At 60.9% G+C, this 26,643-nt stretch carries 28 protein-coding genes; 16 read left to right on the top strand and 12 right to left on the bottom strand.

The genetic code is table 11. The annotated features are described in order from the left end of the window. The first annotated feature begins 29 nt into the window (after positions 1–29). Positions 30–2,405: a phosphoketolase family protein gene (locus SYN63AY4M2_RS11565; protein ID WP_011430799.1), complete on the top strand. Its 2,376-nt coding sequence runs from the start codon at positions 30–32 to the stop codon at positions 2,403–2,405. 120 nt (positions 2,406–2,525) lie between these two features. Then, the gene (gene mraY, locus SYN63AY4M2_RS11560) at positions 2,526–3,614 is read left to right on the top strand and encodes a phospho-N-acetylmuramoyl-pentapeptide-transferase (RefSeq protein WP_228375263.1); all 1,089 of its coding nucleotides are present in this window, start codon (positions 2,526–2,528) and stop codon (positions 3,612–3,614) included. Positions 3,615–3,828: 214 nt separating this feature from the next. Here mraY and SYN63AY4M2_RS11555 read toward each other — a convergent pair whose 3' ends face one another. The 4 genes from SYN63AY4M2_RS11555 to SYN63AY4M2_RS11540 form a co-directional block, all read right to left on the bottom strand. Continuing rightward, entirely contained in the window at positions 3,829–4,392 is a 564-nt protein-coding gene (locus SYN63AY4M2_RS11555; RefSeq protein WP_099813029.1) for a hypothetical protein, read from the bottom strand. A 231-nt stretch (positions 4,393–4,623) separates the two neighbouring features. Further along, complete coding sequence (locus tag SYN63AY4M2_RS11550; RefSeq protein ID WP_011430802.1) at positions 4,624–5,241, bottom strand: Npun_F5749 family FMN-dependent PPOX-type flavoprotein; 618 nt, start codon at positions 5,239–5,241, stop codon at positions 4,624–4,626. A 27-nt stretch (positions 5,242–5,268) separates the two neighbouring features. Continuing rightward, positions 5,269–6,531 (bottom strand): GNAT family N-acetyltransferase, encoded by a 1,263-nt coding sequence (locus SYN63AY4M2_RS11545; protein ID WP_099813028.1) that lies wholly within the window; start codon positions 6,529–6,531, stop codon positions 5,269–5,271. A 119-nt stretch (positions 6,532–6,650) separates the two neighbouring features. Beyond that, entirely contained in the window at positions 6,651–7,304 is a 654-nt protein-coding gene (locus SYN63AY4M2_RS11540; protein ID WP_011430804.1) for a DUF3386 domain-containing protein, read from the bottom strand. Between the two features lie 436 nt (positions 7,305–7,740). Between SYN63AY4M2_RS11540 and murA the strand changes: the two genes are divergently transcribed. Next, on the top strand, positions 7,741–9,093 hold the full coding sequence (murA, locus tag SYN63AY4M2_RS11535) for a UDP-N-acetylglucosamine 1-carboxyvinyltransferase (protein WP_228375517.1): 1,353 nt from the start codon (positions 7,741–7,743) through the stop codon (positions 9,091–9,093). A 121-nt stretch (positions 9,094–9,214) separates the two neighbouring features. Further along, entirely contained in the window at positions 9,215–10,345 is a 1,131-nt protein-coding gene (locus SYN63AY4M2_RS11530; RefSeq protein WP_011430806.1) for a geranylgeranyl reductase family protein, read from the top strand. On the opposite strand, the gene SYN63AY4M2_RS11525 is transcribed toward SYN63AY4M2_RS11530, so the two are convergent. From SYN63AY4M2_RS11525 to SYN63AY4M2_RS11515, 3 genes are all read right to left on the bottom strand, one after another. Beyond that, the gene (locus SYN63AY4M2_RS11525) at positions 10,342–10,827 is read right to left on the bottom strand and encodes an anti-sigma regulatory factor (protein ID WP_011430807.1); all 486 of its coding nucleotides are present in this window, start codon (positions 10,825–10,827) and stop codon (positions 10,342–10,344) included. The two genes, SYN63AY4M2_RS11530 and SYN63AY4M2_RS11525, sit on opposite strands and share 4 nt — an antisense overlap. A gap of 119 nt (positions 10,828–10,946) precedes the next feature. Further along, positions 10,947–11,759 carry an OmpA family protein gene (locus SYN63AY4M2_RS11520; RefSeq protein ID WP_228375265.1) on the bottom strand — a complete coding sequence of 271 codons (813 nt, stop codon included), beginning with the start codon at positions 11,757–11,759 and terminating at the stop codon, positions 10,947–10,949. A 151-nt stretch (positions 11,760–11,910) separates the two neighbouring features. Then, positions 11,911–12,567, bottom strand: a complete 657-nt coding sequence (locus tag SYN63AY4M2_RS11515) for a helix-turn-helix transcriptional regulator (protein WP_011430809.1) — start codon at positions 12,565–12,567, stop codon at positions 11,911–11,913. Positions 12,568–12,726: 159 nt separating this feature from the next. Here SYN63AY4M2_RS11515 and SYN63AY4M2_RS11510 point away from each other — a divergent pair, with 159 nt between their 5' ends. From SYN63AY4M2_RS11510 to SYN63AY4M2_RS11485, 7 genes are all read left to right on the top strand, one after another. Then, on the top strand, positions 12,727–12,990 hold the full coding sequence (locus SYN63AY4M2_RS11510; protein ID WP_041438440.1) for a hypothetical protein: 264 nt from the start codon (positions 12,727–12,729) through the stop codon (positions 12,988–12,990). Positions 12,991–13,074: 84 nt separating this feature from the next. Then, positions 13,075–13,437 carry a photosynthetic/respiratory NAD(P)H-quinone oxidoreductase subunit C gene (gene ndhC, locus SYN63AY4M2_RS11505; protein WP_011430811.1) on the top strand — a complete coding sequence of 121 codons (363 nt, stop codon included), beginning with the start codon at positions 13,075–13,077 and terminating at the stop codon, positions 13,435–13,437. Further along, complete coding sequence (locus tag SYN63AY4M2_RS11500; protein ID WP_011430812.1) at positions 13,434–14,168, top strand: NADH dehydrogenase subunit K; 735 nt, start codon at positions 13,434–13,436, stop codon at positions 14,166–14,168. Before ndhC ends, SYN63AY4M2_RS11500 begins: the two co-directional genes overlap by 4 nt. A 1-nt stretch (position 14,169) precedes the next feature. After that, positions 14,170–14,715 carry an NAD(P)H-quinone oxidoreductase subunit J gene (locus tag SYN63AY4M2_RS11495; RefSeq protein ID WP_011430813.1) on the top strand — a complete coding sequence of 182 codons (546 nt, stop codon included), beginning with the start codon at positions 14,170–14,172 and terminating at the stop codon, positions 14,713–14,715. 47 nt (positions 14,716–14,762) lie between these two features. Beyond that, on the top strand, positions 14,763–14,936 hold the full coding sequence (locus tag SYN63AY4M2_RS13855) for a hypothetical protein (RefSeq protein ID WP_011430814.1): 174 nt from the start codon (positions 14,763–14,765) through the stop codon (positions 14,934–14,936). Positions 14,937–14,998: 62 nt separating this feature from the next. Next, positions 14,999–16,174, top strand: a complete 1,176-nt coding sequence (locus SYN63AY4M2_RS11490; protein WP_049749829.1) for an SAM-dependent methyltransferase — start codon at positions 14,999–15,001, stop codon at positions 16,172–16,174. Further along, positions 16,171–16,431, top strand: a complete 261-nt coding sequence (locus SYN63AY4M2_RS11485; RefSeq protein WP_041438445.1) for a SemiSWEET transporter — start codon at positions 16,171–16,173, stop codon at positions 16,429–16,431. The genes SYN63AY4M2_RS11490 and SYN63AY4M2_RS11485 overlap by 4 nt, the downstream gene beginning before the upstream one ends. A 67-nt stretch (positions 16,432–16,498) precedes the next feature. On the opposite strand, the gene SYN63AY4M2_RS11480 is transcribed toward SYN63AY4M2_RS11485, so the two are convergent. Then, positions 16,499–17,989: an Ig-like domain-containing protein gene (locus tag SYN63AY4M2_RS11480; protein ID WP_011430817.1), complete on the bottom strand. Its 1,491-nt coding sequence runs from the start codon at positions 17,987–17,989 to the stop codon at positions 16,499–16,501. A 134-nt stretch (positions 17,990–18,123) separates the two neighbouring features. Then, complete coding sequence (locus tag SYN63AY4M2_RS11475) at positions 18,124–19,386, bottom strand: class I SAM-dependent methyltransferase (protein WP_011430820.1); 1,263 nt, start codon at positions 19,384–19,386, stop codon at positions 18,124–18,126. 103 nt (positions 19,387–19,489) lie between these two features. On the opposite strand from SYN63AY4M2_RS11475, the gene SYN63AY4M2_RS11470 reads away from it, so the two are divergent. The 4 genes from SYN63AY4M2_RS11470 to SYN63AY4M2_RS11455 all read left to right on the top strand — a co-directional run bounded on the left by SYN63AY4M2_RS11470 (position 19,490) and on the right by SYN63AY4M2_RS11455 (position 23,446). Then, entirely contained in the window at positions 19,490–20,308 is an 819-nt protein-coding gene (locus SYN63AY4M2_RS11470; RefSeq protein WP_011430821.1) for a hypothetical protein, read from the top strand. Positions 20,309–20,618: 310 nt separating this feature from the next. Continuing rightward, complete coding sequence (locus SYN63AY4M2_RS11465) at positions 20,619–21,596, top strand: PspA/IM30 family protein (RefSeq protein WP_099813022.1); 978 nt, start codon at positions 20,619–20,621, stop codon at positions 21,594–21,596. Positions 21,597–21,635: 39 nt separating this feature from the next. Beyond that, positions 21,636–22,475: a tetratricopeptide repeat protein gene (locus tag SYN63AY4M2_RS11460; RefSeq protein WP_228375267.1), complete on the top strand. Its 840-nt coding sequence runs from the start codon at positions 21,636–21,638 to the stop codon at positions 22,473–22,475. A gap of 551 nt (positions 22,476–23,026) precedes the next feature. Continuing rightward, positions 23,027–23,446 carry a hypothetical protein gene (locus tag SYN63AY4M2_RS11455; protein WP_011430825.1) on the top strand — a complete coding sequence of 140 codons (420 nt, stop codon included), beginning with the start codon at positions 23,027–23,029 and terminating at the stop codon, positions 23,444–23,446. Here SYN63AY4M2_RS11455 and SYN63AY4M2_RS11450 read toward each other — a convergent pair. From SYN63AY4M2_RS11450 to SYN63AY4M2_RS11440, 3 genes are all read right to left on the bottom strand, one after another. Further along, entirely contained in the window at positions 23,433–24,677 is a 1,245-nt protein-coding gene (locus SYN63AY4M2_RS11450) for a transposase (RefSeq protein WP_240530537.1), read from the bottom strand. The genes SYN63AY4M2_RS11455 and SYN63AY4M2_RS11450 overlap by 14 nt on opposite strands. A gap of 135 nt (positions 24,678–24,812) precedes the next feature. Continuing rightward, positions 24,813–25,907, bottom strand: a complete 1,095-nt coding sequence (mazG, locus tag SYN63AY4M2_RS11445) for a nucleoside triphosphate pyrophosphohydrolase (RefSeq protein ID WP_011430826.1) — start codon at positions 25,905–25,907, stop codon at positions 24,813–24,815. After that, positions 25,888–26,103, bottom strand: coding sequence for a DUF2949 domain-containing protein (locus SYN63AY4M2_RS11440; RefSeq protein WP_041438447.1), 216 nt, complete (start codon positions 26,101–26,103; stop codon positions 25,888–25,890). The genes mazG and SYN63AY4M2_RS11440 overlap by 20 nt, the downstream gene beginning before the upstream one ends. Positions 26,104–26,459: 356 nt before the next feature. On the opposite strand from SYN63AY4M2_RS11440, the gene SYN63AY4M2_RS11435 reads away from it, so the two are divergent. Next, a partial coding sequence (locus SYN63AY4M2_RS11435) for a helix-turn-helix domain-containing protein (protein ID WP_143597034.1) occupies positions 26,460–26,643 on the top strand: 184 nt, incomplete at its 3' end.

Genomic DNA, 26,643 nt, shown 5'->3' with positions numbered 1-26,643 from the left:
GAGAGTAGAGATACCTAGGGGGTACGGCTATGGTTTTGGCAGAACAGCTCTCAACCAAACCGCTCACCGACGACGAACTGCGCAAAATGGACGCCTACTGGCGGGCCGCCAACTACCTGTCGGTGGGGCAGATTTACCTGATGGACAACCCGCTGCTGCGGGAACCTCTAAAGCTAGAGCATGTGAAGCCGCGCCTGCTGGGGCACTGGGGCACCACACCGGGGCTGAATTTTATCTACGTGCATCTCAACCGCATCATCAAGCGGGAAAACCTCAACGTCCTCTACATCACCGGCCCCGGCCATGGCGGCCCCGCTCTGGTGGCCAACACGTACCTGGAGGGCACCTACAGCGAGGTGTACCCCAACATCGGCCAAGATGCCGACGGGATGCGCAAGCTCTTCAAACAGTTCTCCTTCCCCGGCGGCGTGCCCAGCCACGTGGCCCCAGAAACCCCCGGCTCCATCCATGAGGGGGGAGAGCTAGGCTATGCCCTGGCCCACGCCTTTGGGGCGGCCTTCGACAACCCCGATCTGTTGGTGGCCTGTGTAGTCGGGGATGGAGAGGCGGAAACCGGCCCTCTGGCTGCTTCCTGGCACTCCAACAAGTTCCTCAACCCCATCCACGACGGGGCAGTGCTGCCGATTCTCCACCTCAACGGCTACAAGATCGCCAACCCCACCATCCTGGGCCGCCTCAGCCGTGAAGAGCTGCAGAGCCTGTTTGTGGGCTATGGCTACAAGCCTTACTTCGTAGAAGGCTCCGATCCGGCCCAGATGCACCAGTTGATGGCCGCCACTTTGGACACGGTAATCCACGAGATCCAAGAAATCCAGCAGCATGCTCGTACCAAGGGGGATCCCAGCCGTCCCCAGTGGCCGATGATCATCCTGCGCACCCCCAAAGGCTGGACGGGCCCCAAAGAGGTGGACGGCAAAAAGGTGGAGGATTTCTGGCGCTCCCACCAGGTGCCGCTGGCGGATCTGGCCAAGAAACCAGAGCACCTCAAGATCCTGGAAGAGTGGATGCGCAGCTACAGACCGGAAGAGCTCTTCGACGAAAACGGCCGCCTGCGGCCCGAGCTGCAGGAGCTGGCCCCCAAAGGGGAAAAGCGCATGGGCGCCACCCCCTATGCCAACGGCGGCCTGCTGACGCGGGAGCTGAAAATGCCGGATTTCCGCCGCTACGCCGTGGACGTGCCGCACCCCGGCACCCTCGAAGCCGAAGCCACCAAGGTGCTGGGGCAATTCTTGCGAGATGTGATGAAGCTCAACCCCCACAACTTCCGCCTCTTTGGCCCCGATGAAACTGCATCCAATCGCCTGGACGCCGTGTTTGAGGCCAGTGACCGCACCTGGGTGGCGCCTATCTACGACTACGACGAGCACCTCTCCCCCGATGGGCGGGTGATGGAGATCCTGAGCGAGCACGTCTGCCAGGGCTGGCTGGAGGGCTACCTGTTGACAGGCCGCCACGGCTTTTTCTCCTGCTACGAAGCCTTCATCCACCTGGTGGACTCCATGTTCAACCAGCACGCCAAGTGGCTGAAGACCACCCGCCACATCCCCTGGCGGCGGCCCATCCCCTCTCTCAACTACCTGCTCACCTCCCACGTGTGGCGGCAGGATCACAACGGCTTCAGCCACCAGGATCCCGGCTTTCTGGATCACGTGGTCAACAAGAAAGCCGATGTTATCCGCGTCTACCTGCCCCCGGATGCCAACACCCTGCTCTCGGTGGCGGATCACTGCCTGCGCAGCCGCCACTACGTCAATGTCATCGTGGCGGGGAAACAGCCGGCCCTGCAGTACCTGGACATGGATGCCGCCATCAAGCACTGCACCCAGGGCTTGGGGATCTGGGAGTGGGCCAGCAACGACCAGGGCTCGGAGCCGGATGTGGTCATGGCCTGCTGCGGCGATGTGCCGACGATGGAAACCCTGGCGGCGGCGGACTTCTTGCGGCAGCACCTGCCGGACATCAAGATCCGGGTGGTGAACGTGGTCAACCTGATGAAGTTGCAGCCGCCCAGCGAACACCCCCACGGCATCAGCGACAAGGAGTTTGTCAGCATCTTCACCCCCGATAAGCCCATCGTGTTTGCCTTCCATGGCTATCCTTGGCTCATTCACCGCCTCACCTACCGCCGCCCCAACCACCACAACCTACACGTGCGCGGCTACAAGGAGGAAGGCACCACCACCACTCCCTTCGACATGTGCGTCCTCAACCAGGTGGATCGCTTCAACCTGGCCAACGACGTGTTGGAGCGGGTGGAGCGCTTCAAATACCGGCGGGATCACGTCCAGCAGCTCATTCGGGACAAGCTGGTGGAGCACAAGCAGTACATCTGCAAGTACGGCGAGGATCTGCCCGAGGTGCGCAACTGGAAGTGGCCCTACTAGTGGATCCCCCTTCCCCCAACTTTCACCTCTAGCCGCCGGCCCTCTAGCCGCCGGCAGGGTAGAGTTTTCTTGGGCTCTCCTGCCGGAGCGTTCTGGGCGGTTGTGCTGGAGGTTGAGAATGTGAGGGGTTCAGAACGGGTGGATGCGGATACCCTTCCCCGGCTGGAAGAGGCGGACTGGGGAGGGATGGCCCTCTCCTTAGTTCTCGGCCTGGCCCTCTCAGCGCTGGTCATCGGGATCCGGCCCCAGGTGGCCGTCCCCTTTGGATTGAGCGTGCTGGGCTCGGCCCTGCTGGGATCCCTGCTTCTCCCGGTCTTGCGGCGCTGGAAGGCAGGCCAGGTCATCCGCGAGGAGGGGCCCCAGTCCCACCACAAAAAAGCGGGCACGCCGACCATGGGTGGCCTTAGCTTTTTGCCCGTAGGGCTGCTGGTGGCCGGCATCGGGAGCGGCTGGGATCCCCAATGGCTGGCGGTGGCCCTACTGACCCTGGCTTACACCGTGGTTGGCTGGCTGGACGATTGGCTGGTCATCCGGCAGCGCTCCAACAAGGGGTTGTCTGCCAAATCGAAGCTTTTACTCCAAGTTGGGATCGGCCTGGTTTTCTGTGGCTACCTGGCCTGGCAAGGGATCCCCACCGTTCTCACCCTGCCGGGAATAGGCGCCCTCCCCCTGGGCTGGCTGTTCTGGCCCTTGGCCTTGTTTGTGCTGGTGGGCACCAACAACGCCGTCAACCTCGCCGACGGCATGGACGGCCTGGCGGCAGGGATGGTGGCCCTTGTCCTGGCAGGGCTGGGGCTGACGGCAGCGGATCCCGTTTTGGCGCTCGTGGCTTTTGCCTTGAGCGGCACCTGTCTGGGCTTTCTGGTGCACAACCACCACCGGGCCCGCCTGTTTATGGGCGATACCGGATCCCTGGGGTTGGGGGGCGCTCTGGCGGGGCTGGCGCTGTTGGGGGATCAGCTCTGGGCCCTGGCCTGGATGGGCGCGGTGCTGGTGGCAGAGGCCCTGTCGGTGATCCTGCAGGTGGGCTACTTCCAATACACCAAACGCAAAACCGGACAAGGCAAACGGCTGCTGCGCATGTCGCCCTTGCACCACCATCTGGAGCTGGGGGGCTGGTCGGAGGTGCAGGTGGTGGGGTGCTTCTATGGGCTAACGGCGCTATTGGTGGGGCTGGGCTGGGCCTGGTGGCACTGGGCCGGCGCTTGAGAGGCAGAGGATCCAGGGGTACCACGGCAGGGGCCAAGCGCCGAAGCCGGACTTGGGGCTGCTTTCGGGGTTGGGAGGAGGTCTAAACTGACTTAAGGGTTGTGGCTTGCCCTGGGCAGAGATTTGTCCATGGGTACAGCATCCTGTCCCCAACCCAAATGGCTGCAATTTCAAAAATGGTTGAAAAGGGCTTCTAGGCCGCCCGCAGAGCCCTCTAAGGCTGCAGGATCATCGACCAAAAGCCGCTCTCTTCATTCCAAAAGGGCGCCAGCGACTCTCCCACCACGTTCGGCCCCCAGTAGCGAGCGGTTCCATCCAGGGTAAAAGCCACCACAATATCGCCGGGGCCGATCTGCAATGGCTCCTCGCCCAAACTCAGCACCAGCCCCTCGCTGCCCCCTTCTCCGGGCGCAAAGTCCCAGTGGGCCGTTTCCGGGTTGAGCAGCCGTCCACCGCTGCGCATCAAGATCACCAGCCGAATCGGGTGAGGGGTGCGATTGCCGACTCGAAAGGCTCCTGTGCGGGTGGAGGTGGGGAAGGCAGACTCTGAGGGCAGGACAGGAGCTGCATTCCCCTCGAAGGAGCCTTGTGGGGATTTTAACATCGGCTGGGCTGCCAACCCCCGAACGAGAGCCAGACCCCAAACCAAAGCGGCAGCCAACCCCAGGGATCTCTGGCGCAGCTTGCCCCGCAAGGTCCCTTTCGGCGGCCCGCCGGCAACAAGAGCGGCAACAGCTTGGGTGATACAGGCAGGAAATGAGCGGATGGAAACAGACATCAGATTACCGCAACCAGGAGTGCTACATGCCGGATTGAGAAAGAAGCTGAGCGACCGTGACCTCGCCATTGGTGAGCAGATCCAGCCCGCAGGCGGCGTCGCGCTCAGAATAGGACGGTTGTTCAGCCACGCTAACACCTCTATCCTTGTCTGTTCTTCAATATTCATTCAACCTTCTCTCGGAAGGCGAAAACCGCTCCCCCCTCCCACCTGCAGTCGGCTGGGATCCTTCTAGGGGTTGACCGCTCGGCATTTCCACCCTTGCGGGCTGCGCTCATACAGAGTCCGTCGCTGGGGATAGATCGCATCTCCCTTGAGCTGGAGGTGATCCACCTCCGTTGGATCCAACAGCAGTAGGACAAATGTCGGCGGTGGCAAAGATGCCTTTTCGGGGGGCAGCTCTTCAACAAAAGCCTCGGGTGGGGCAAGAGGGCCTTTAGGTTCCGGCCAGAACCAGAGCAGCCGTCCTTTTTCCGAGATTTGTTGCCACAACTGTTGTCGGTGCTGCTGCGCCCGAGGATCCGGGTGGTCGGCGGTGATGGCCTCGAGAGTGCCGGCAATGCGAAATTGCTCGCGAGTTTTACAGAAGTACCAGCAGATCTGGGCCAGTGGGCAGTGGGCGATCTGGCAGATCTTCTCGCTGCGGCTGTCCACCGCCAACTGAATGCGGTCGGTATCCCCCAAAAATCCCCGGAAGACCACCGTGCGGTTGCGCGGGTGCCCCCAAGGATCCACCGTAGCCAACTGCAAATAGCGCACACCCGCGTCGCTGCGGTTGCGGTGCAAGGCCGCCTGCAGCAACGTCCGCCAAGAGGGATCCCCAGCCGGGTTATCCTTCAACTCGTTCATAGGGGTGCGCAGGTGCCAGCCGAGACTTTAGCCGGGAGGGGGAGGAGCTTCCGATTGCGGATCCCTGGCCTGTCCTAGTGAGGATTCCGGCCGAACGGAATGGGAATCCAGACCAGTTGGGTGAAGGGAATGAAAGGGATGCTCCAGACAGCCCTCTGCCAGCCCCTCGAAGCGTTCCGGCACCGGCTGTTTCACCGGCAATTTCTGGAGCACCAGAGCGAGATACTCGCTGTACCATGGGGAGCGAGCTTCTCGCACCTTGTGCCACACCGAGCGCGACATCAACAGCGTCCGCTCCACGTCCCGGGCTCCCAGCTTGAGCAAAAATTCCTCCCGTTCCGGCTGGTAATCGGTGGAGGCCAAAGCCAAAGCCTGCGGCGGATAGGCTTGGGTGAGCCGGGCCATCTTGGCCATGAGCTCAGGATAGAGCCAGGTGTAGGCGGGGTGAACCGTAAGCTTGGCCACATGCGGCTGCTGCCCGGTACGGTCCAACTTCAGGTTGAAATAGCCGATAGCGGTTTTCCGCTCCGGCTCATAGACACACATCTCCACCCGTTCCGTTTGGCTGATGACGCATTTGGCCTGATCTAGGAGCCAATCCAGCGGGCTGGTGCGAAAATCGCTCACGTCGCGGTCGTATACCTGGCGCACGGTGGCCGGCATGGATCCCGTATCCAGTTGGTAAATGGCGTAGGCATCCCGGTTGGTCACCGGCACCAGGTTGGGCAGCATGGGCTCGTGCTGGCTGAGGGCGGCCAGAATCTCGGGCCGGATCGACCAGTAGGTAATCTGGGCCAGCGGTTGGAAGCCGTTGTGGCGGTAGAGGGCCATCGCCCCCTTGTTGTGGATGTTCACCTCCAAGATCCAGGTGCGGGCCTCGCGAAAGTGCTCCATGCAGTGTCTGAGCAACTTAGAGCCGATTCCCTGCCGCCGGGCGGAGGGCACCACAGCAATGTGATCCACCCGCCAGGTGCTGCGGGAATGATTAAAGGGAGAAACTTGAATGACCCCCTGGATTTTGCCCTCCAGCTCCGCCACATGCACCGTAAACATGTGCTGAAAACGGTTGGGAAACAGGCTCAAAGTTTTCAGGGGGCCATACCACTGGCGCAGCCGCCGCACCTGGCGACGAATGTCCACCGAGCGGCCGCTGTACTCTTCATCAAAAGCTTGAGCCAAAATCTCCTCCACCGCCTCCAGATCACCCAGTTGAGCCGGGCGGAGAATCAGTTCGGGAGCCTCCTTAGGAGCTTTGGAATCCGGGTTGGGCTTTTCCGCAGGGTTGTCCATGCCAAAGTGTGGGCGGGAGAATACTCAAAGCATAGCTCAGGATCCCCCACTTCTTCTATCTAAGGGGGGCGTTGCTGCCACAAATGAGATTATCGGGCTTTCCGTTGGCCTTTGGCCAATCAGGCCCCCGCATCCAGCAACGCCAGGTTGCGGAAGGTAAAGCGCTTTTCCACAGGGCCGGTTTCCGTCTCTGTTTGAATGCGCCGCTCCGAGAGGATATAGTACTTGCCCACTTTGGTGTAGAGATCTTCAAATTGGCTGCGCCCACCCTTCTGCTCGCCAGTCTTGGCGTCGTGATAGACGGAGTCGTAGCGGTGGGAGAGGTAGCCTTCGCCCGTGTCATGGCTGCTGAAGGTGTGAATAGTAACCACCATACCGTGAATATGCCGATGCACCATGGTAACTTGGTTGTCGCGCACGTGGTAGCGATCCCCTTCGGCTTTGCCGCCCACCAGGATCTCCACGGTGCCATCGGGTAGGATCTGGCCATAGCGAAAAGTGTTGTTCCCGTGGGTCTCGGCGAAGCTGCGGCGCACCCGGTGAACGGCAATCTCCCAAAGTTGATTGTGAATGGCTTTCCGGGCTTCCTCATCCTCCACGCCCGTAACCGTCGCTTTTAGGTCTGCCCCCACTCGCACCTGGCCCACAAAAGTGCGCTCCCCATCCCAGTAGGTGACCTCGGCGCTGTAGCCCGGAAAGTCGGGATCCCAGGTGTAGCGATTTTCGTAGGCGGCCCGAAACAACTCTTCGGCAGAAACTTGGGTCGCGGTCATCGAGTGTCTCCTGTCTTACTGGCAAGCGCTTCTCATGACCATCCATCATACTGCCCCTTGCTGCCAGGCTATCCCCCTAGCCGCCCGCGGCAGGAACCTGCGTTTGTTGACATACTCTCTACGCCCAGGGCCTGCTTCCCCACAGCGATCAGCCAGGGGTTTTCGCGCCACAAAGAGCTGACATAGCTAATTGCCCATCCGCCGCTGTAGGATAGAGGCATAGCCACTGGAGCTTCTCTTCCTTCGTCACCCTAAGTTTTGGCCTGCAAGTTTAGTTGCTGCTTTGATCCCCGGAGTATTCTCTGGAAAGAGCCTTTCTATTTTTGGTGGGTGAGGAGGAAGATTGAGAGATTTTTTTGACAATCGCGTCGGCAGGACGGAATCCCTAGCGCCTAACCTGTCGCCGGCCCAGACCAGAGTGGCAGCCCCGCCGGAGATGATGGGGCCAGTGCTGAAAATTGTCGGCAAGCAGACCTTGAGCGGCCACATTCCCATCGGCGGCGCGAAAAACTCAGCTTTGGCGCTCATGGCGGGATCCCTTTTGGCTCCTGCCGCTTGTCGAATTCACAACGTGCCGCGCCTGCTGGACATTGAACGCATGGGGCAGATCCTGACCAGCCTGGGGGTTAAGGTGTCCCATGTGGGCAATACCCTTGACCTGGACGCCAGCTCCCTCAAAACTTCCCAGGCGCCCTACGAGTTGGTCAGCCAGTTGCGGGCCAGCTTCTTCATCATCGGGCCGCTGCTGGCGCGGCTGGGAGTGGTCAGAGTTCCTCTGCCCGGCGGCTGTGCCATCGGCTCGCGTCCGGTGGATCTGCATGTGCGGGGCCTGCAAGCGTTGGGGGCAACGGTTCAAATCGAGCACGGCGTGGTTCATGCCTATGCCCGCAAGCTGGTGGGAACCCGCATCTACCTTGACTATCCCAGCGTCGGCGCCACCGAGACGCTGATGATGGCCGCTACGCTGGCCGAAGGGGAAACGGTGATTGAAAATGCTGCCCAAGAGCCGGAGGTGGCCGACTTGGCCCGTTTTTGTCAGGCGATGGGAGCCCGCATCCGTGGCGTGGGCACCAATACGGTTGTGGTGGTAGGGGTGCCGCGCCTGCACGGCACCGAGTACACGGTCATTCCCGACCGCATCGAGGCCAGCACCTACCTCATTGCCGGGGCCATCACCCGCTCCGAACTCACGGTTGGCCCTGTTATCCCGGATCACCTGCGAGCGGTGATTGCCAAGCTGCGCGACATGGGGCTGCGGGTGGAGGAAGAAGGCCCCAACCGGCTGCGCATTGCCCCGGCTCAACTCAGTTCGGGCTGGCTTTGCCAGGCAACCGATATCCAAACCTTGCCCTATCCAGGTTTTCCCACCGATGTGCAGGCGCCGATCATGGCCTTGGCTGCCCTGAGCGAGGGCAGTTGCACCATCGAGGAGACGGTGTTTGAAAACCGCATGCACCACATTCCCGAGCTCAACCGCATGGGGGCGGATATTCGTCTCAAGAACCGGGTGGCCATTGTCCGGGGGGTGCCGTCGCTGTCGGGAGCGCCGGTGGTGGCCACGGACTTGCGGGCGGGGGCAGCTCTGGTGTTGGCTGGCCTGGCGGCTGAGGGCTGCTCTACTATCCACGGGCTCCACTACATCGACCGCGGCTACGAAGCTATCGATGAAAAGCTGCGCAGCGTTGGGGCCAAGGTGTATCGCTGTAACAACCCGGCAGGGATCCCGGCCACCCCTCAGCCTGAACAAGCTGATGGAAAGGGGATCCCATTGCAGAATTGGCCCACTTGAGCCTACGCCGTTGGGGGGATCCGCCGGCCCCCTCCCCCTTGTTTTCTTGAGGGAAAAAGGATGCGGTAGGCTAGGAGCCGACAGCCCAAATTCAGGGAGAAGGGGTTGGGGATCGAGAGCCATGTCCCAAGTGTACGACTGTGTCATCGTCGGCGCTGGCCCTGCCGGCGGCTCGGCCGCCTATCACCTGGCCAAGCGGGGGCGCTCAGTGCTGGTCTTGGAGAAGGATCCTTTGCCCCGCTACAAACCCTGTGGCGGCGGCGTTTCTCCCATGGTGGCGGCCTGGTTTGACTTCGATTTCAGTCCCGCCATTTCGCTGAAGATCCGGCAAATTCGCTACACCTGGCGGGGCGGGGATCCGGTCGTGGCCGACCTGGATCTGAAAGAGCCGGTATGGATGGTGCGGCGGGAGGTCTTCGACCATTACTTGATCCAGCAGGCGCAAAAGCAGGGGGCAGCACTCCAGACGGAATGTCCCGTCTCCGGCATTGAGTGGCAGAGCGACCGCTGGCAAGTGATGACAGCCACCGGCCCGGTCTGGGGTCGGTATGTGATCGGGGCCGATGGGGCCAAAGGCTCGATGGCCAAGTGGCTCGGCTTTCAAAACCGGCAGCGCCGCCTGGCTGCCGCCCTGGAAGCAGAAGTGCCCGTCTCAGAGCCAAAAACCGCAGCCGCCCATTTCGACTTTGGCGCCGTGAGCAACGGCTACATTTGGAACTTCCCCAAAGCCGATGGCTACTCCATCGGGGCAGGCACCTTTCGGGGTGGCGAAAAACAAAACTTGCGGGAAATCGCCGCCGAGTATGCCCAAAGCTTTGGTGTGGACTTGAAATCGGTCAGGCAGTTTGGCCATCCCATCTGTCTTTGGGAGGGGGATCAACCCCTGCACAGCCAAAATGCCCTCCTGGTGGGAGATGCTGCCTGTGTCGTCGATCCGTTTACCGCCGAAGGGATCCGCCCCTCCCTCCTCACTGGCATGCTGGCAGCGCAGGCCATCGACCAAGCCCTGGCGGGAGATACCGAAGCCCTGGCGAACTACTCCGCCCGCGTGCAGCAGGAGTGGGGCTCAGAGATGCGTTGGGCCAAGCGGATCGCGGCGCTGTTCTACCGCTTTCCGGGCGTCGGCTACAGGGTAGGCGTCAAGCGACCGGGAGCCACTCGGCGCATGGGCCAGATCTTGGCCGGTGAGCTGCGCTACAGCGATGTGGCCAGCTCGGCCATTCGCCAGTTGAGCGCTGGCCTGTTGGCCTAGGCCGGCCGCTGGGAGAGGGGGGCGGGATCGTCGAAGCGCCTGCTGATCAGCAGGCAGTTGCGGCCATCTGCCTGGCGAGTATAGCTCAGGTGGGTGGAGAGAGCCTTCATCAGCCGAATACCCCGTCCCCCCTCGGATTCGACCTCGGCGTCGGGGGGCCTGCTGGCTGCTCGGTTCTGGAAGAATTCCTCCAAGTTGAACTCCTGCCCTTGATCCCAGATGCGCAGCTCCAGCTCCTGGGGCATCAGAACCAGCTCGATATCGATGGGTGTACTGGGAGACAAAGTGCGGTGGGCATGGCGAACGGCGTTGGTAAAGCCCTCCGCCAAGGCCAACTGGCATTCCAACCAGATGGGGCCCGGAATGCCGGCGTCGCGGAAAGACTCAAACCACGTCAAAACTTGGCTGAGAGCATCCAGGGTTGTGTCTACTCTCAGCGCAAAGGTCTGCTTTTCCCCCGACGGGATCCCTGCCGCGTTCAAAATCGAACCCCAAAGCTCAGACTGTTGCCTGGGCCCTCGCCCCCACCAGGGATCGGACCAGTTGATTCTAGACTAAGGCGCTGTTCAAGCCTGCCAACCCCCAACTTTGGGGGGGGCCACTAGGGGGCGATGATGAGATCCACGCGGCGGTTTCGCTGTCTCCCTTCCTCCGTATCGTTGTCGGCCACCGGCAGGGTGGGGCCAAAGCCAGAGGTTGTCCAGCTGATGGGGTGGTCTTCCGGCAACAGGTTAGCTAAGTAGTCTTTCACAGCGTTGGCGCGGCGCAGGGAAAGGTCGAGGTTATAGTTCAAGGAACCGATGTTGTCGGTGTGGCCGTTGACTTGAACGCGGGCGCCGGGCATTTCCCGCAAAGATTTGGCCACTTCTGCTAACAGGGAGGCCGCCTCAGGCCGAATCTCGGCCTTGTCGAAGTCGAAGAGCAGATCGCCCGGCAGGCTAATGGTTCGGGTTCCCACCTGAAAAGAGGTAGGGGTCGGCGTTGCGGTGGGGGCAGGGACGCTTGCTCCCTCCGGGGCGATCTCGGCAGTGGTGGCCGATTCTCGCCTCGGCTCAGGGGCCGCTGCTGGGGAAGACAGCCGTTGCAGCCGCGACTCCAGTTCTTCAACGCGGATCAAAAGCTGGATGGCCTGCTGGCGGAGTTCTCGAATCTCCCTTTCCAGATCCGTGGAGCCGCCGTGATTTGGATTCCCCTTTGGTGAATCTGCATCTGGGCTCACCGCTGGGAGACTGGCCTGGGGTGGAGACAGGGTGGGCAGGAGCGGCGGCGTGTTGGCCTGCGGCTGGGGAACTGGCAGCGGTTGGGTCTGAAGCGGCTGCGGGAGCACCATTCCCGCCCAGATGCCGCTGCCGACCAGGAGGATCCCACTCGAGAGATTGAGAAAGACCGTTGCACGTTCCGATGGGCGGGGCATCGCAGGCAAACCTCTGGCTAGATGGGCGCAGGCGAGGAGCGAAAACCGGGCTCAACTCAACGCCTAGAGTCGATCCTATCCGGCGACCGCAGCTTGCCAAGGGGATTAGGGGCTGCTCAGGCTACCCCTTCCCGCCATCCTCGGCAAAAGCCTAGTCGAAGCTGAGACGGCCCCGATAGCGTCCTATGAGGATCAGGCCGTTGACGGGATCCGCACAATCGACCACAAAAGACGGGAAGCGAGGGTTGTCGCTGATAACTTTTACTCGGGATCCTGACAGGCGTTGCAGCCGTTTGACCCACAGCTCGCCATCCCTCTGAAAGACGTAGATGCCCTCACCCCCCAGCTCTTTTTGCCGTTCGACAAAGATCCAGTCGCCATCTTCCAAGGTGGGAGACATGCTGTCCCCTTGCACCCGAATCAAACTGAGCCCATCCGGGTTCCCCTTCAGATGGGCCCGTAGCCAGTTACGCTCAAAAGCTAGCACCGACTCGATGGACTCTTCCCGCACCAGCGCCCCCGCCCCTGCCGAGGCGACCACATCCACCAGAGGCACGTATACATACTCCGTTTTGGCGTCGCCAGCCTCCAGCCGCGGGGATCCCTCCCCCGTAATCAGCCAACTGAGACTCACCCCCCCCACCTGGGCAATTTTCACGGCCTTGTCGATGCCGGGCACGGATCCCTTGAGGTAACTGCGCAAGGCTGTATCGCTAATGCCGGCCCGCCGCCCAAACGCATAAATGGCCTCATCGCCGATCACCTGTCGCAAACGGTCGGCAAAGGAGGAATCAGAGGAGGTGGACATCGGCTTAACGCTACGGGTTGTGTACAACTAAATTTCTACCACTACCTGTTGACAAGTCAACCCTCGTGAGGGGCAGGGGCTTATGCTGGGTTGGAGGGAAGAGGGCAGGGTTTCCAGTAGTAGGATCTGAGAGACTTCACCTGCTCTGGCTTGCTCCCTATGACCGTCTCAGACTGGAAACGCTGGCTGGATCATTTTCTCATTGCCCTGGTCTTTCTGGTGTTTGCCGGGTTTGTCTGGTTTGTCTTCTCGGTAACGGGAGCTTTCATCGGGATCCCGCTGGGCTACAAACTTTGGCTGCGGCTGTGGTTGCCTTTGTTCCAGCCGGCACTGGGGATCCTGATGGCTGGAGCCCTGCTGAGTGGGGTGTGGGGTTGGCTGGAGAAACGCCACTCCCGCAATCGAGACCATCAGCAGAACTAAAGATCGGGCAGCGCCGGGAGGCGGCAGACTGGCTCTATACTGAAAACGTATCTAAATGTTGAGCACCTGAGGCGGTCTGGCGTCGTGTTTGTCTTATCCGGCTACGAGTATTTGCTGGTCTTTCTGATCGTCTGCGCTCTGCTGCCGGTCTTGGCTCTGGGAGCTTCTGCGCTCTTGGCCCCAAAGCGGCGGGGATCCCTGCGCCGCAGCACCTATGAGTCGGGGATGGAGCCGTTTGGCCAGGCCTGGATCCAGTTCAACATCCGCTACTACATGTTCGCCCTGGTCTTCGTGATCTTCGACGTGGAGACCGTGTTCCTCTATCCCTGGGCGGTGGCCTTTCATCGCTTGGGACTGCTGGCCTTTGTGGAGGCCCTGATTTTCATCGCCATCCTTGTGGTGGGCCTTGTGTACGCTTGGAGAAAAGGAGCGCTGGAATGGTCATGACCTCTCAGGAGCCGGAAGTCTTGTTTCCGGCGTCTGCCCCGCAAGTTACCACAGACCTCTCGAACAACGTCGTTCTCACCACGGTTAACGACCTGTACAACTGGGCGAAGATGTCCAGCCTCTGGCCGCTCCTCTACGGCACTGCCTGCTGCTTCATCGAGTTTGCAGCCATGCTGGGCTCCCGCTTCGATTTCGACCGCTTTGGCCTGTTGCCCCGTTCTTCGCCGCGCACGGCTGATTTGATCATCACGGCGGGCACGGTCACTATGAAAATGGCCCCAGCGTTGGTCAAGCTCTACCAACAAATGGCTGAGCCGAAGTACGTGATCGCCATGGGGGCCTGTACCATTAGCGGCGGCATGTTCAGCTCCGATTCCTACACGGCGGTGCGAGGGGTGGACAAGCTGATCCCTGTGGACGTGTACATTCCCGGCTGCCCGCCGCGTCCGGAGGCGATCATGGATGCTATTGTCAAGCTGCGCAAGAAGATCGCCGCCGAAGACATGCGGGAGCGGGGCCGCCTGCAACAAACCCACCGGTACTACACGGTCAAGCACAACCTCAAGCCGGTGCCGGAGATCATCACCGGCAAGTATCTGGAGAGCGAGACCCGCCAAGCTCCTCCACCGGAACTGGCGGCGGCTATTGGCCTGCCGGTGCCTCCGGCCTTGCAGACTGCCGACTTCAAGCAGGCGGAACAGCAGCTCAAAGCTTTGCGGGGAGGGATGTGAGATGACAGAGGACAAAGCCCAGCAAAAGCCGTCCTCGACAGCCGAGCCGACAGAGCCGTTGGCGACGCTGGAACGGGGGCCGGTTTCCCAGTTCCTCGCCGATAACGGCTTTGACCATCAGTACCTGGGCAGAGATGCCGCCGGGGTGGAGCTGCTGGAGGTGGAGCGGGATTTTCTCTTGCCTGTGTGTACTGCCCTCTATGCCTACGGCTTCAATTACCTGGAGTGCCAGTGCGGCTACGACCTGGGGGCAGGGCAACCCCTGGTCAGCCTCTATCACCTGATCAAACTGGCGGACGGGGCAGATCGGCCGCAGGAGGTGCGGGTTCAGGTGAAGCTGCCCCGCCAAGATCCGCGGGTGCCCTCGGTGTACTGGATCTGGAAGTCGGCGGACTGGCAGGAGCGGGAGACCTATGACATGTACGGCATCATCTTTGAGGGACACCCCAACTTGAAGCGGATCTTGATGCCGGAAGACTGGATTGGGTGGCCGCTGCGCAAGGACTATATCACGCCTGACTTCTATGAGTTGCAGGACGCTTACTAGGGGGGATCCCTTAACCGGCTGAGCAGCGTTCGCAGGACGTGAGAGAAATGTGGCCTTTTTTGCTCTTGGCAATCTACGCAGGGGGAGTTTGGTACTCAGCCCGCAAGGCGGATCGCATCTACTCAGGCTCTGGAAAGTGGGCGGTGTCGGCCCTCTGGCCACTGCTGCTCTTGACCAACCGCCAGTTTCGCCAAAATTGGCGTCGTCCCTTGAACAAGTGAGTCTATCCCCATTGGTAAGCCCTTCTAGGCAAGACTTAGGCTTGGGCAATCCGGATTTGCCCTTGTCGCCCTCGCAGGCCGACCGGAGGTTGCCAGAGCTGATCGGCAGCCGCATTCGCGCCCGAGGACCCGTGACCTTTGCCCAGTTCATGGAGTGGGCCCTCTACGAGCCAGGTCTGGGTTACTACGAGCGGGAGCATCTCCCCCTCGGCTGGGACTATCGCACCTCCCCTCACTTGGCGGCGGATTTTGCCCAACTGTTGGCTGAGCAGATCTTCCAGTTCTGGCACATTTTGGGATCCCCTCCCCATTTTGCGGTGATTGAGATGGGGGCGGGCAGCGGGCGCCTGGCCGAAGATTGGCTGGCCTATGTGTGCTCCAATTGGCCCGACTTCTGGCAAGCCCTGGAGTACGGGATCCTCGAGCGCTCTGCTTTTTTGCGGCGGCTACAGCAGGAGCGCTTGGCCGGCTATGGCGAGAAGGTGCGCTGGCTAGAGTGGGACGAGATCCCAGATGGTTCGGTAACCGGCTGTTTTTTTTCCAACGAGCTGGTGGACGCCTTCCCAGTCCATCGGGTGCAGGTGCAGGCGGGGGCCTTGCGAGAAATCTACGTGGATTGGGCGGAGGGGGAGGGCTTCCGAGAAGTGTTAGGGGATCTCTCTACGCCCGCGCTGGAAGCGTACTTTGCCCGCCTGGGGATCCCGATTGCCACCTATCCCTCCGGCTACCAAACGGAGGTCAACCTCAAGGCCCTAGAGTGGCTCCAGCTTCTGGCCCGCAAGCTGCGGCGGGGCTACGTGCTCACCCTTGACTACGGCCACACCGCCCAGCGCTACTACAGCCCCCAGCGCTTCCAGGGCACGCTCCTGGCCTACCGCCAACACGGCACCTACGCGGATCCCTATGTCTGGGTGGGATCCCAAGATCTCACTGCCCACGTGGACTTTACCACCTTGCAGCAGGTGGGGGAGTCTCTGGGGCTCAAGTGCCTGGGCTTCACCCAGCAGAGCTGCTTTTTGGTGAACCTGGGATTGGCGGAAAGGCTGGCCGCCCTCGGCCAAGTTGGCGACGAGGGGGGGGATCTGGGCCAGGTGTTGCAACGGCGACATGCCCTTCACGCTCTGCTGGATCCGCTGGGGTTGGGGAGCTTTGGGGTGTTGCTGCAGGCCAAGGGCTTGAGCGAGGCGGAAGCGGCCCAGCCGCTGCAGGGCTTTGTCGAGCCGGAGCTACACTTATGAACCTCACCTTTTGGGTGGGCCTATCGGCTGCTGCTCTGACCACTGCCAGTTTCTTCCCGCAAGCCTGGAAAACTTGGCATAGCCAAAAGGCGGACGATTTTTCTTGGAGCTACCTGCTGCTGTTTGGGGCAGGGATCCTGATGTGGGATCTGTACGGCCTGTTGCGCCAAGATGCGGTCATCCTGCTTGCCAACACGGTAACCCTGGCGCTGGTGGGAGTGATTATCCTAACCAAACTGAGAACCTCGGCTCGCTAGGGGGAGAGGGGAGTTGCTCTGCATCTGGCCTGGGTTTTAGGCCTTGCTTGCCTAGAACTCCTCCTGACTAAGGGATCCAGGCCAGTGCGCTGCTGCTCAGCGGCAGGCGGCGACGGCTGTTGGGGATCGGCAGCCCATCTTGCAAGTCCACCAGCCACACTTGCCCGCTGCGGATCGCTTGCCCAGTGCGGCTAAAGGGGGCCCAGGGATCCGGGATCTCCTCTTGCAAGGGCTCCAAAAGCGTGTAGGCCAACAGGCGGCCGTCAGGGGAAAGGCTGAAGTCCAGCTCAAAGGGATAGTCGGCCCGCCCCACCTCTACGGTCTTGCCCGCCGGGGCCGCGCCGCCGCTGCCGAACACCACTGCCAGCAAGCGGGGGGACTCGGTGTAGGCCAGAGATGCCAACGCGCCCTCACCAACAAACTCGGCCTCGCTGACCAAGCCGTAAAAGACGGGTGCCCTCGGCGAAAAAGCTCCTTTGGTTACGGATCCCTCGGTAACCCAAATCTCCTCGCTGGTGCCGGTATTGCTGACGATAAAGAGGCTGCGGGTGTAGTCGGGATTGAAGCGCAGCAAAGCCCCGAAAGCCCCATCGGGACGGATGGCCAAGGTTTGGCCGAACTGGGCCAAAAAGCTCTCCGCTGCCGCCCGCGGCTGCAAGGGCACAATCCCCACCCCCTGCCCCTGGGAGATGAGCAGGCTGCTCTCATCAGGGCTGATGAAAAAGTCTCCCCCCAAAGCCGTATCCAGATCCAGCCGCTCAAAGGGATCCCGGCTCCTTTTCTGGATCCACAGTTCCGTCTGGACGGGAGCCAGGGGATCCCGTTGCAGGGGGATCCGCTCCGCTACCACCAGCTCCCCCGTCGGCGAGACCTGGAAGCGCAGGTTTTGGTAGCCCTGGTGGTCCAGCAGCAACCGGGAAGACAGATCCTCCAGATCCAGGCGGTAGAGATCCTGCTGCTGGATGGTGCTGGCGGTGGCAAAGTAGTAGACGAAGCGGCCATCGGCGCTGGGCTGCATCTGGGTAACCTTCAGCCCCGCCGGCGTCAGCAAAGTGGTGGATCCCGTCTCCAGGTTAAAGAGCAACAGCCGCCCCCGTTGGTCTGCTTCCGTGCCGATCCCCAACAACTGCCGATCCGGCGTGCGAAACTCGCCCTCAAAAGGCCGCGCCATGGGCTGGCCCCGCTCATCCACGGCTGCCTGCAGGCGCACCCGGTAGGTCTGGCCGTAGGGGGCCGGCTCTGTCAGCGTCCAAAAAAAGCGGCGGCCCAGCTTGCGCATCCGGCCCGGCAGAGGCGGCTGGATCTCCAGGTTGGCCGCAACGCTGTCCGCATCCATAGGGCGGTTGAAGGTCAGCACCATCTGCAGTTCCTGGGATCCCACCCGCTGCTGTTGCCAGTTAAAGTCCCGCACATAGGGGGCCGTGTGGTTGCCCAGCAAAAATAAGATCACCCCAACCGCCAAGTTGCAGAGGGTGATCCCGGCCACCCAGCGATCCAGGGGCTGGGTCAGCCCTCGCTGCAGAGCTGCATAGAAGCGACGTGCCGGCCAGGCAGACATCCGAGTCGTACAGTTTTCGACCTCTCAAACCAGATTAAGACACTTCCCAGGCACTCCGCGCCACTGCCCTCACCCCCAACCCCTCTCCCAGAGGGAGAGGGGAGTTGGGATTGGTCGGGAACGGGAAAACGGCTCTACTGCAGCATGACGAATAGAAAGTCTTCCAACGCCGTCAGGAAGGTCAGCACCTCGTCAGTTGCCTGTTCTTCCGTCAGGGATCCCAACTCGACGACCCGCTGAATCAGCTTTGCCACCGGAGTTGGCCCCTGCAGCAGCGGGGCCAGCCATTTCACCTTCTCGGCAGGGATGCGGATCCGCCCGTGGGTGGCCCCTGTCCACTGCATTTCGTAGGTGCAGTTCTCTTGCAGGGCCTTGTTGTACTCCTGGTGGAAGCGAGCGTTGTCCATCAGCAGGGGGTTGAATTGCACGGATCCCGCCAACCAATCTGCATCCGTCCAAGGTAGCACCAGGGAAGAGCCGGCGTGCTCGGCCCAAAAGTCGATGAGGCGATGGGCAGGCCGGATCAGCTCGTAGAGGTGCAGCCGCTCCATGACGCTGAGGGTTTCCAGCCGTTGCCGCACAAACTCCGGCACTTGCTTAAAGAGAGACTCCAGCGACCAGTCGGGCATATCCACCAGGCTTAAAAAGCCCAACCCCGCCTGCTGCAACATGCCAAACACCTCGGGGATCGTGAATCCCTTGTCGTTGGAGAGCAGATAGTTGTTCATGATGGCGGCATCTTCGGTATAGCTGGCCGGGTTCCACAGCACCGCCTTGGCCACCTCTTCCTGCAGGGATCCCATGAACTCCCGCACATGTTGCGCTCCCACCGCCGGCGGGACGTCGAATTGCCCCACCTTTTGCAAAGCTGCCTGCAGGCGGAGAAACACCTGGCGTTGGCGGCGGCTGTGGAGATTGGCGCGAATGATGCCCTCGGGCTTGAGGACTTTTTTCATCGCCCGCAAGCCCTCAGTGGGATCCGCCAACAAATACAAAACATCGTTCAGGCTGATGAAATCGAACTGGATCCCCAGGCGATCCAGCTCCAGCACGTTGAGGACGTAGCACTGGACATCGGTGAAGCCGTGGTGCCGCAGGCGTTCCTCGGTGAGCTTGACCGAAGCCGGCGACAGATCACAGGCCACGATCTGGGCGCCCGGATTGGCCTCCGCCATCATCAGCGTCTCCCAGCCGGAGCCACAGCCGGCGTTGAGCATCACCTTGCCCTCGGACGGGACGAGGGCGTGGGTGCGTAGGTACTGGGCGGTGGTATAGCTCATCTTGAACATCTCCCCCAGGGCATTGCGGGCCGACTGCGAGAGGGGCACGTTGGGGTAGGGCAGAGCCTCGTAGAGGCTGAGGGCCCGGTCTGCAGCCGAGAGGGCGGATCTGGTCATACGCAGAGGAAAAGCTCAACAGAGAGCGAGAGAGCAGTCGATGCAAAGGCAGGATGAATTTATGATTGAGTGTAGCCGTTGAGGGATCCGCTCAGAACTGGCTATGACTGCTGCTGCTTTGCCCCGTCGCCGCTCCCGTTTCTCCCTGGCAGGCACCCTGGCCGCCGTGGGCGGGGCGCTGCTGTGCGGGATCCTGGTGGTGCGGCTGCAGGTGCCGATGCTGGAGCGGATCAACCTAGAGGCCCTGGAAAATGCCGAGGCCCGCAAAAACCGCAACATCGCCCTGGCCACCACCCTGGGCTGGCTGGGCTACCGCAACCTGGGCGCCTCCTGGCTGTGGCTGGAGCTGATCCAGTACTACGGCGACGCCCCTGCTCGTGCCCAAACCGGCTACGGCCTCGCCTACGAGTACTTCGACCACATGCTGCGACTGGATCCCAACTTTTTCTTGGGCTACCGGCTGTCTAGCTTGGTGTTGGCCTATCGGGCCGGCCAGCCGGAAAAAGCTGTCGAGATTTTGGATCGCGGCCTGCAGCAGTTTAACCCCCAAAACAATCCCGACGCCTGGCGGCTCTACGTGGATCGCGCCTTGATCAACTTCATGTTTTTGGGGGATGCGGAAGCGGGCCGCCGCGACTACTACCAAGCTGCCGCCTGGCGGGAACAGGTGGGCCTGCCCGGCGACGACTTTCGCCAACTGGGGGACAACATCGCCCGCAGCCCCCTCAGCCGCCGTTCCCGCTTTGATGTCTGGCTGAGCGTGTTCAATGCCACCAGCGACCGGGATACCCGCCAGTTTGTTCTGGAACAACTGACCCAATTGGGGACGGTGCTGCGGACGCTGCCCACCGGCGAGATCGAGATTCTCCCACCTCCTCTGCCCGATTTTCCCGAGGAAGAGCCCTACCGCTTGCGCCTGTAATTCCAATCCCCTAACTGGGCAAAGATTGCGCTCTAGGGTTGTGACGTTGCCCCAAGAGGTGAGCTAAACTCTAACCCAAATTGTCATCCTGGAAGCCGTCTTCTTCACAGGACCGATCCCTGCGTCAGAGAATCTGCTCTCTCTGGCGCAAGCGAAGTGTTGCTCCCGCTGCCTCTCCTCGAAGAAGGGGCGGCTATCGTTCTTGCTTCCGGTTCGTGAAGACGCTCCAGGCTTTCGGTAAGTTCCCGCAGCTTCCCCATTTCTTATTATTTCTTAACTTTTGTTGTTCTGCACAATAGGAGTGATCCCCATGGCCTCAAGAACTTCTCTCCTGATGATGGCGGCTGTCCTTTCGGGCAGTTGGTTTGTCCTCCCTGCAGCGGCCCAATCTTCTGGGACAGCGCGAGTACGGTCGGTGGTGGATGGGGACACCTTTTGGGCAGACTTGAACGGCAGGCCAACCCGTTTTCGTCTTGCCTATGTGGATGCCCCAGAGCTGACGCAAGGGCGCTGGGGGCGGCTCTCGCAGGAAGCTTTGCAAAGCCTGCTGCCGCCGGGATCCCTGGTGCAGGTGGATACTCTCTACGTCACGCCAGAAGGGCTGCACATTGCCCAGGTGTACAACGCCGAGGGTTTGGTGAATTTGGAGATGTTGCGCCAGGGGCAGGCGGTGGTTTATGAGCGCTTTTTGTACGGGGCCAACCGGGAGCGCTACTTGGAAGCTCAAGAATTGGCCCAGGCGGCGCGACGAGGTTTTTGGCAGCAACGCAATCCGGTGATGCCCTGGGAGTTTCGGGAGACAGCCGCGCAAACCTCAGCCTTTGCGGGATCCAACGTTTTGGACGGCTCCTTCCTACGGGAAAACCTGGCAGCGGCTGCGGGCGTGGGCATTGCCACCGCGGTGGTGATGGTGGGCTTGAGCAAGCTGCTGTGGAGAAAGCCCAGCCGGCAGAGGGTGAGCATCCGCCAGATGGAGCGGGATCTCAAACAACTGCAGCGCAGCCTGGCCACAACGCTGGCCAGCCGCAAGCAACTGGAACGGCAGTACGATCAACTGCTGCAAAAGGCCGAGGATTGGTTTGTCAGAGCCCAAAAGGCCAGCCAACATGACCAGGACGAGCTGGCGCGCCAGGCTTTGGTGCAGCGGAACCAACACATGAGTGCTGCAGAGGCGGTTCGCAAATCTTTGGATGAAGTTGAAGCGCAGGCGGCAACCCTCCGCGAAGGCATTTCTCGCCTGGAAAGCCAGATCGCGCTGGCCAAGCTGGAACGGGAGATGAACAACTAAGCCTGGGGCGGCGGCTTAAGATGGGGGAGCATCTACCTAGTGAGCCAACTGGCAATGGCGATGAAGGCAAGAGTATCCCCTCTTTTAGCTGCCCTGCTGTTGGTGCTGCTTTGGCTTGGGATCCCCCTTGGATCTGAGTCAGCGAATGGGGCAGCGGCGGCGAGTGCCAAGATCGATCCTGAGATTGACCGGCTGTTTGAGGAAGCCTTTGCTGCCACCAACCGGGGAGATTTTGCCCGGGCAGAGGCCTTTTGGAGCCAATTGTTGCAGCGCCAGCCCGACAACCCGGCCCTGTGGAGCAACCGAGGCAACGCCCGCGTCAGCCAGAACCGCTTGCAGGAGGCTTTGGAGGACTATGCTGAGGCCATTCGCCTGGCTCCCAACGCACCAGATCCCTATCTAAATCGGGGGACGGCTTTGGAGGGGCTAGGGCGCTGGCAGGAGGCCATTGCCGATTACGAGCGGGTGTTGCAGTTGGATCCCAACGATGCGGCAGCCTACAACAACCGGGGCAATGCCGAGGCAGCGCTGGGAGAGTGGCAGCAGGCCCTGGCCGATTACCGTCGCGCCACGGAGCTGGCTCCTGACTACGCCTTTGCCCAGGCCAACTACGCCCTCTGCCTTTATCAGGTGGGAGAAACGGAAGCTGCCTTGCGCCTGATGCGGGCTTTGGTGCGCAAGTACCCGAAGTTCCCGGATATGCGGGCTGCCCTCAGCGCTGTTCTTTGGGTGCAAGGCCGGCAGGGAGAAGCAGAAAGCCAATGGGTGGCTGTGCAAGGGCTGGATCCCCGCTATGCCGACCTGGAGTGGGTGAAAACCGTCCGTCGTTGGCCACCGGCGATGGTGGCAGCCCTGGAGCGCTTCCTTTCTCTGCGTTGAAGAGCTGTCAGCAGACTCCCCTGCAACTCTGGATCGCAGCAATTCTTAATCTCATCTCAATTGAGAGGAGACATCGATCCTAGAAAGGAAAAGCCCCCACGACTCCCTCAAAAGAGGAAACGGGGCGGGCGCAGTGCCTCAGTCTAAATCGAAATAACAACATTGCCATCTTTGAGTTATGGTTTCGGACTTGGCTCTGCGCATTGGCGAAGCGGTTGCTAGGGATCCCCGCAGCCAGAGGCTCAGGTTGCAGCCTGTCTGGGGGGGCGGGGATTGCCTAAATTGGGATCAGGACAACTGAGGATCCCGGCAGCCAGCTCAACCCAAGCCCAAGAGAACGCGAAGGGATCCCGACGGTTTCGATAGACTGTGAGAGGGACAGTGTAAAAAATTGCTTCCTCGAGCTTCCTCCCGCTCTGCTGTGTTTCAGTTCTATCGCGGCGTGTGGTACTGACGTGAGTGCAATGGCCTTTTTCTCTCGCTATTCTTTCCTCTCTCCTGGTTGGAGGAGGGCACTACGAGCTCAGGGGAGCTGGGCAGGGCTGTTGCTCATGGCTCTACAGCTTGGGCAGCCCGCCGTGGCTCAGACAGAGACCCAAGTTTGGAGTGGCACTGGCCAGATCTTGAGCGGTCAGGGGCAAGGGGCCACGGTGCAACTAGTTCTGGAAACCGGTGGCGGACGCATTTGGACGCAGTCGGGGCCGGCGTTGGATGCGCCCTTTTCCGGCGGGCAGATTTCGGTTACCAGCGGCGACGGCACCTGGCAGATCCAACCGCAAGGGGATCAGTTGCTGGTGACCTTTTACCGCGGCGAGCAGATCATCCGCTGGCAACTGCGCCCCGTCGGCGAGGTTCCAGCCTCTTCTCCTCCTGTGCCATCCAGCTCCTTGATCGGCGACACCGCCCAACCGCTGGCTCTGCCTGTGCAAGAGCTGGTCGTTCCCATCCAGAATTTGCCTAACAATCGCTGAGGGATCCCGCGGGCAGGTCTCCCGGTTCAGACATAAGTAAACTACCCGGCTCCGACCGCCCCCCTTCCAGCCCCCTGCCCCCCACTCCCCCCGTATACGGGGGGCAGGGGGGCGGGGGGATTGAGGGGGGCTGGTTTACAGCAGCCCCCAAAAGCGCAATTACATTTGCCCCGTTGTAGTCTGCGTCCCCTTCCCAACCACAAGCCGGGTTGACACAACGGAAGCGCTTCCTTTCCCGTTGCCCAATCCACAGGCACTGGTGGCAGGTCTGTGAGCTGTAGGCAGGCGGCACCAACACAACCCGGATCCCTGCTCTTGCTGCCTTGTACTGCACAAACTGCCGCAACTGGTAGAACGCCCAACTATTCGACCGCCGGCGCTCCGTCTTGCTACGCGGCTGTTGGTTGACACGCTCCCGGATCCCGGTCAGGTCTTCCAAGGCAATAAAGCTGTGGGTTGCCTGCACCCTCGACACAATCGCTTTGGAGATGCAGTGATTAACCCAGGTTTGGAAGCGTCTCTCCCGGCCAGACAACCGTTGCAAGAGCTGCCGGCACCGCCGCCGACTAGACCTTGTGCCCTTACTGGCCTTGCGTTGGAGAACCGCTCTCAACCGGGAGTAGTGGTCTCTGACCCGGCTCAACTGCTGTCCACTCCAGTTATCCCCCTCTGAGGTGTGTGCAATATCTGTTCTGCCCAAGTCCACTCCAATCGCCTTGGGGGTGTTCTGGGGCTCCGGCAGGTCATGCTCGACGCAAATCTGGATGTAGTAGGAACCGTCCTGCCGTTTGACCAGGGTGGCCGCTTTTGGGTGGGTGCCGGCCAGCATGCCCCGTTGGTAGTTACCCATGGCCAGCTCAAACCGTTCCTGCCCCTCAACCGTAGTTAGCGATACCGTCCAGTCTTTTTCACGGAACGAGAAGATGCGGGCATCGTAGGTGACGAAGCCCGCCTTGAACGCCTTGACTGGACGGTTCTTTTGCTTGGCAACCTTGCGCGACCCCGCCACCCGCCTGCATACCTGCCCCGCCAGATTACTGGATAACCCAAAGCGAGCGCGTATCTCGTAATAGCAAAGGGAATGGAGTTTGACTGCGTTAACGACTTTCTCTGGTGTGCTTTGGTTGACCCAGTTCAGTGCCTGCGCAAAGGCGTCCAGAGTCGCATCCAACTTGGCGGCCTGCGCCTCAGACACCTTGAGCTTGCAGGAGATAGTCAGGGTTTGGGTCATACTGTTACTGTACCTTATGGGAACGCATTCCTCCCAGCCCTGACCGGCCCGGCCCCCGGCCCCCCACTCCCCCCGTATACGGAGGGGATATAGGGGGGTACAGGGCGGGTCTCCTGCGGTTTCTAGATGAAGGGATTAGGGGTGCTCCTGCTTTGCCTGTTGCCAGAGGGCCTCTAACTCCGCGAGGGTGAGTCTTTGGAGAGGGGAGGCTTGGCCGCTGCTAGGCAATGCCGCTTCTGCTGGTTGCCGCGCCAGCTCTTCCAGGCGCAAAAAGCGGCGGGCAAAGCGCAGGTTGGTTTGGGTCAAGGCCTGTGCGGCATCCAGCCCATACCAACGGCCCAAATTGACCAGAGCAAACAGCAGATCCCCCAACTCGGCTTCTTGTCGCGCCGGGTCAGGGGGATCCCGTTCCAGCTCTCGGCGCAGTTCGGCCTCTTCCTCGCGCACCTTGGCCCAGATCCCCTCCACCGTCGGCCACTCAAATCCTGCTCCCACCACCTTTTGGGAGATCTTCAGGGCGGCCATCAGGGGGGGCAAACTTTCGGCGTAGTGGAGCAGTTTCTGGCCGAGGGTTTGCTGCGGCTGTTCCTTCTGCTTGATGTCTTCCCAGGAGCGGTGCAACTCAGAAAGGCTGGAACTATCTGACTGCGGAGCCTCCCCAAATACATAGGGGTGACGGCGGATCAGCTTATCGGCAATCCGCGCGGCTACAGTTTCCAGGTCGAAGTGGTTTCGCTCGGCAAAGATCTGGGATTGCAACACCACCTGCAGCAACAGATCCCCCAGCTCTTCGGCAATCGCTGCCGGATCCCCGGCCCGAATGGCCGCCACCGTCTCGTAGGCTTCTTCGAGGATATAGGGAGTGAGCGACTCAGGCGTTTGGGCGCGATCCCAAGGACAGCCGTCGGGGGCGCGCAACTGAGCCACAATTGCCGCCAAGCGGCTGAGGTGCTGTGCAGACGCAGAGCGCTCCAGATAAAGATGGGCAAAAGAGCCTGTGGCCTGCGGATCCCAGCTTTGCAGCGTCAGGGGGCCGCCCACTATCTGCAAGTCTTCTGTGAGCAAGGTCAACGCTTGGACAGGGGCGCAGACCTGCTGTAAAAAACGACGCAGCTCCGCCGGATCCTTCTTCCCGCAACTTTTCAGCAGCAGGGATCCCTGCCCAGCCGCAGACCAGCGGGCCAGATGCTGTTGCCAATCGGGCTCAAGGCTATCCAGCGTTTGGAGCATGGTCGTAGGTGCGGCCCAAATCCAGAAGGCGCCTGAGCTGCTCGAGATCGATGAAACTCAGCTCCAAAAGGATCATCAGCAGCGGCCCCTGCTGGCGATGCTGCAGCTTTTTGGCCAAGCTCAGCTGCGAGCGGTCAATGATGCCCGCTTCCAACAGGTATTCTTCAAGGACAGGAGGGGGAATGGGATCTAGCATAGTCGTTTCACAGCGCTGAGAAGGACAAGTGGGAAAACTGAGAGGATGACAGACTAGTGTAATCATTCTTAACACTCTTACAGAGCTTCCGCAAAGATCTGGCCGGCAACTAAGCCAAGAGGCAGTAAGCCAGGTTTGCCGAGCGCAGCTCCGCCAGGCGATCCCTCCCGTTACCGGGACAGATGGGATCTCTGTATCCAAGAGCACAAAAAATGGATTCAGTGAGGTCAATGTATAATAGCAAGCTCGCTGCCGATTGACAGTGCCCTGATGAGCCGATTCTCTTTCCCCGACGAAAAGTACAGCCTTTTAATTTAAAATAGGGTACAGGTATTCAAGAGGAAGGAGAGAAAGGAATGCCGACTCATTCTTTGGATTTGCGGCAAAGAGTTGTAGCAGCCTACCAGGCAGGTAACACCTCCATCCGCCAGGTAGCTAAACGCTTCATGGTTACCAAAAGAACAGTACACCGCTGGGTGCGTCAGTACCAACAAACTCAAGATTTAGCCCCTAAGAAAGCAGGCACCAAGCGAGTGGGCA

The organism is Synechococcus sp. 63AY4M2 (assembly GCF_002760475.1).
GTDB lineage: Bacteria > Cyanobacteriota > Cyanobacteriia > Thermostichales > Thermostichaceae > Thermostichus.
Note: the sequence above shows the minus strand (reverse complement) of the source record. Positions and strands in the feature narration are given on the sequence as shown.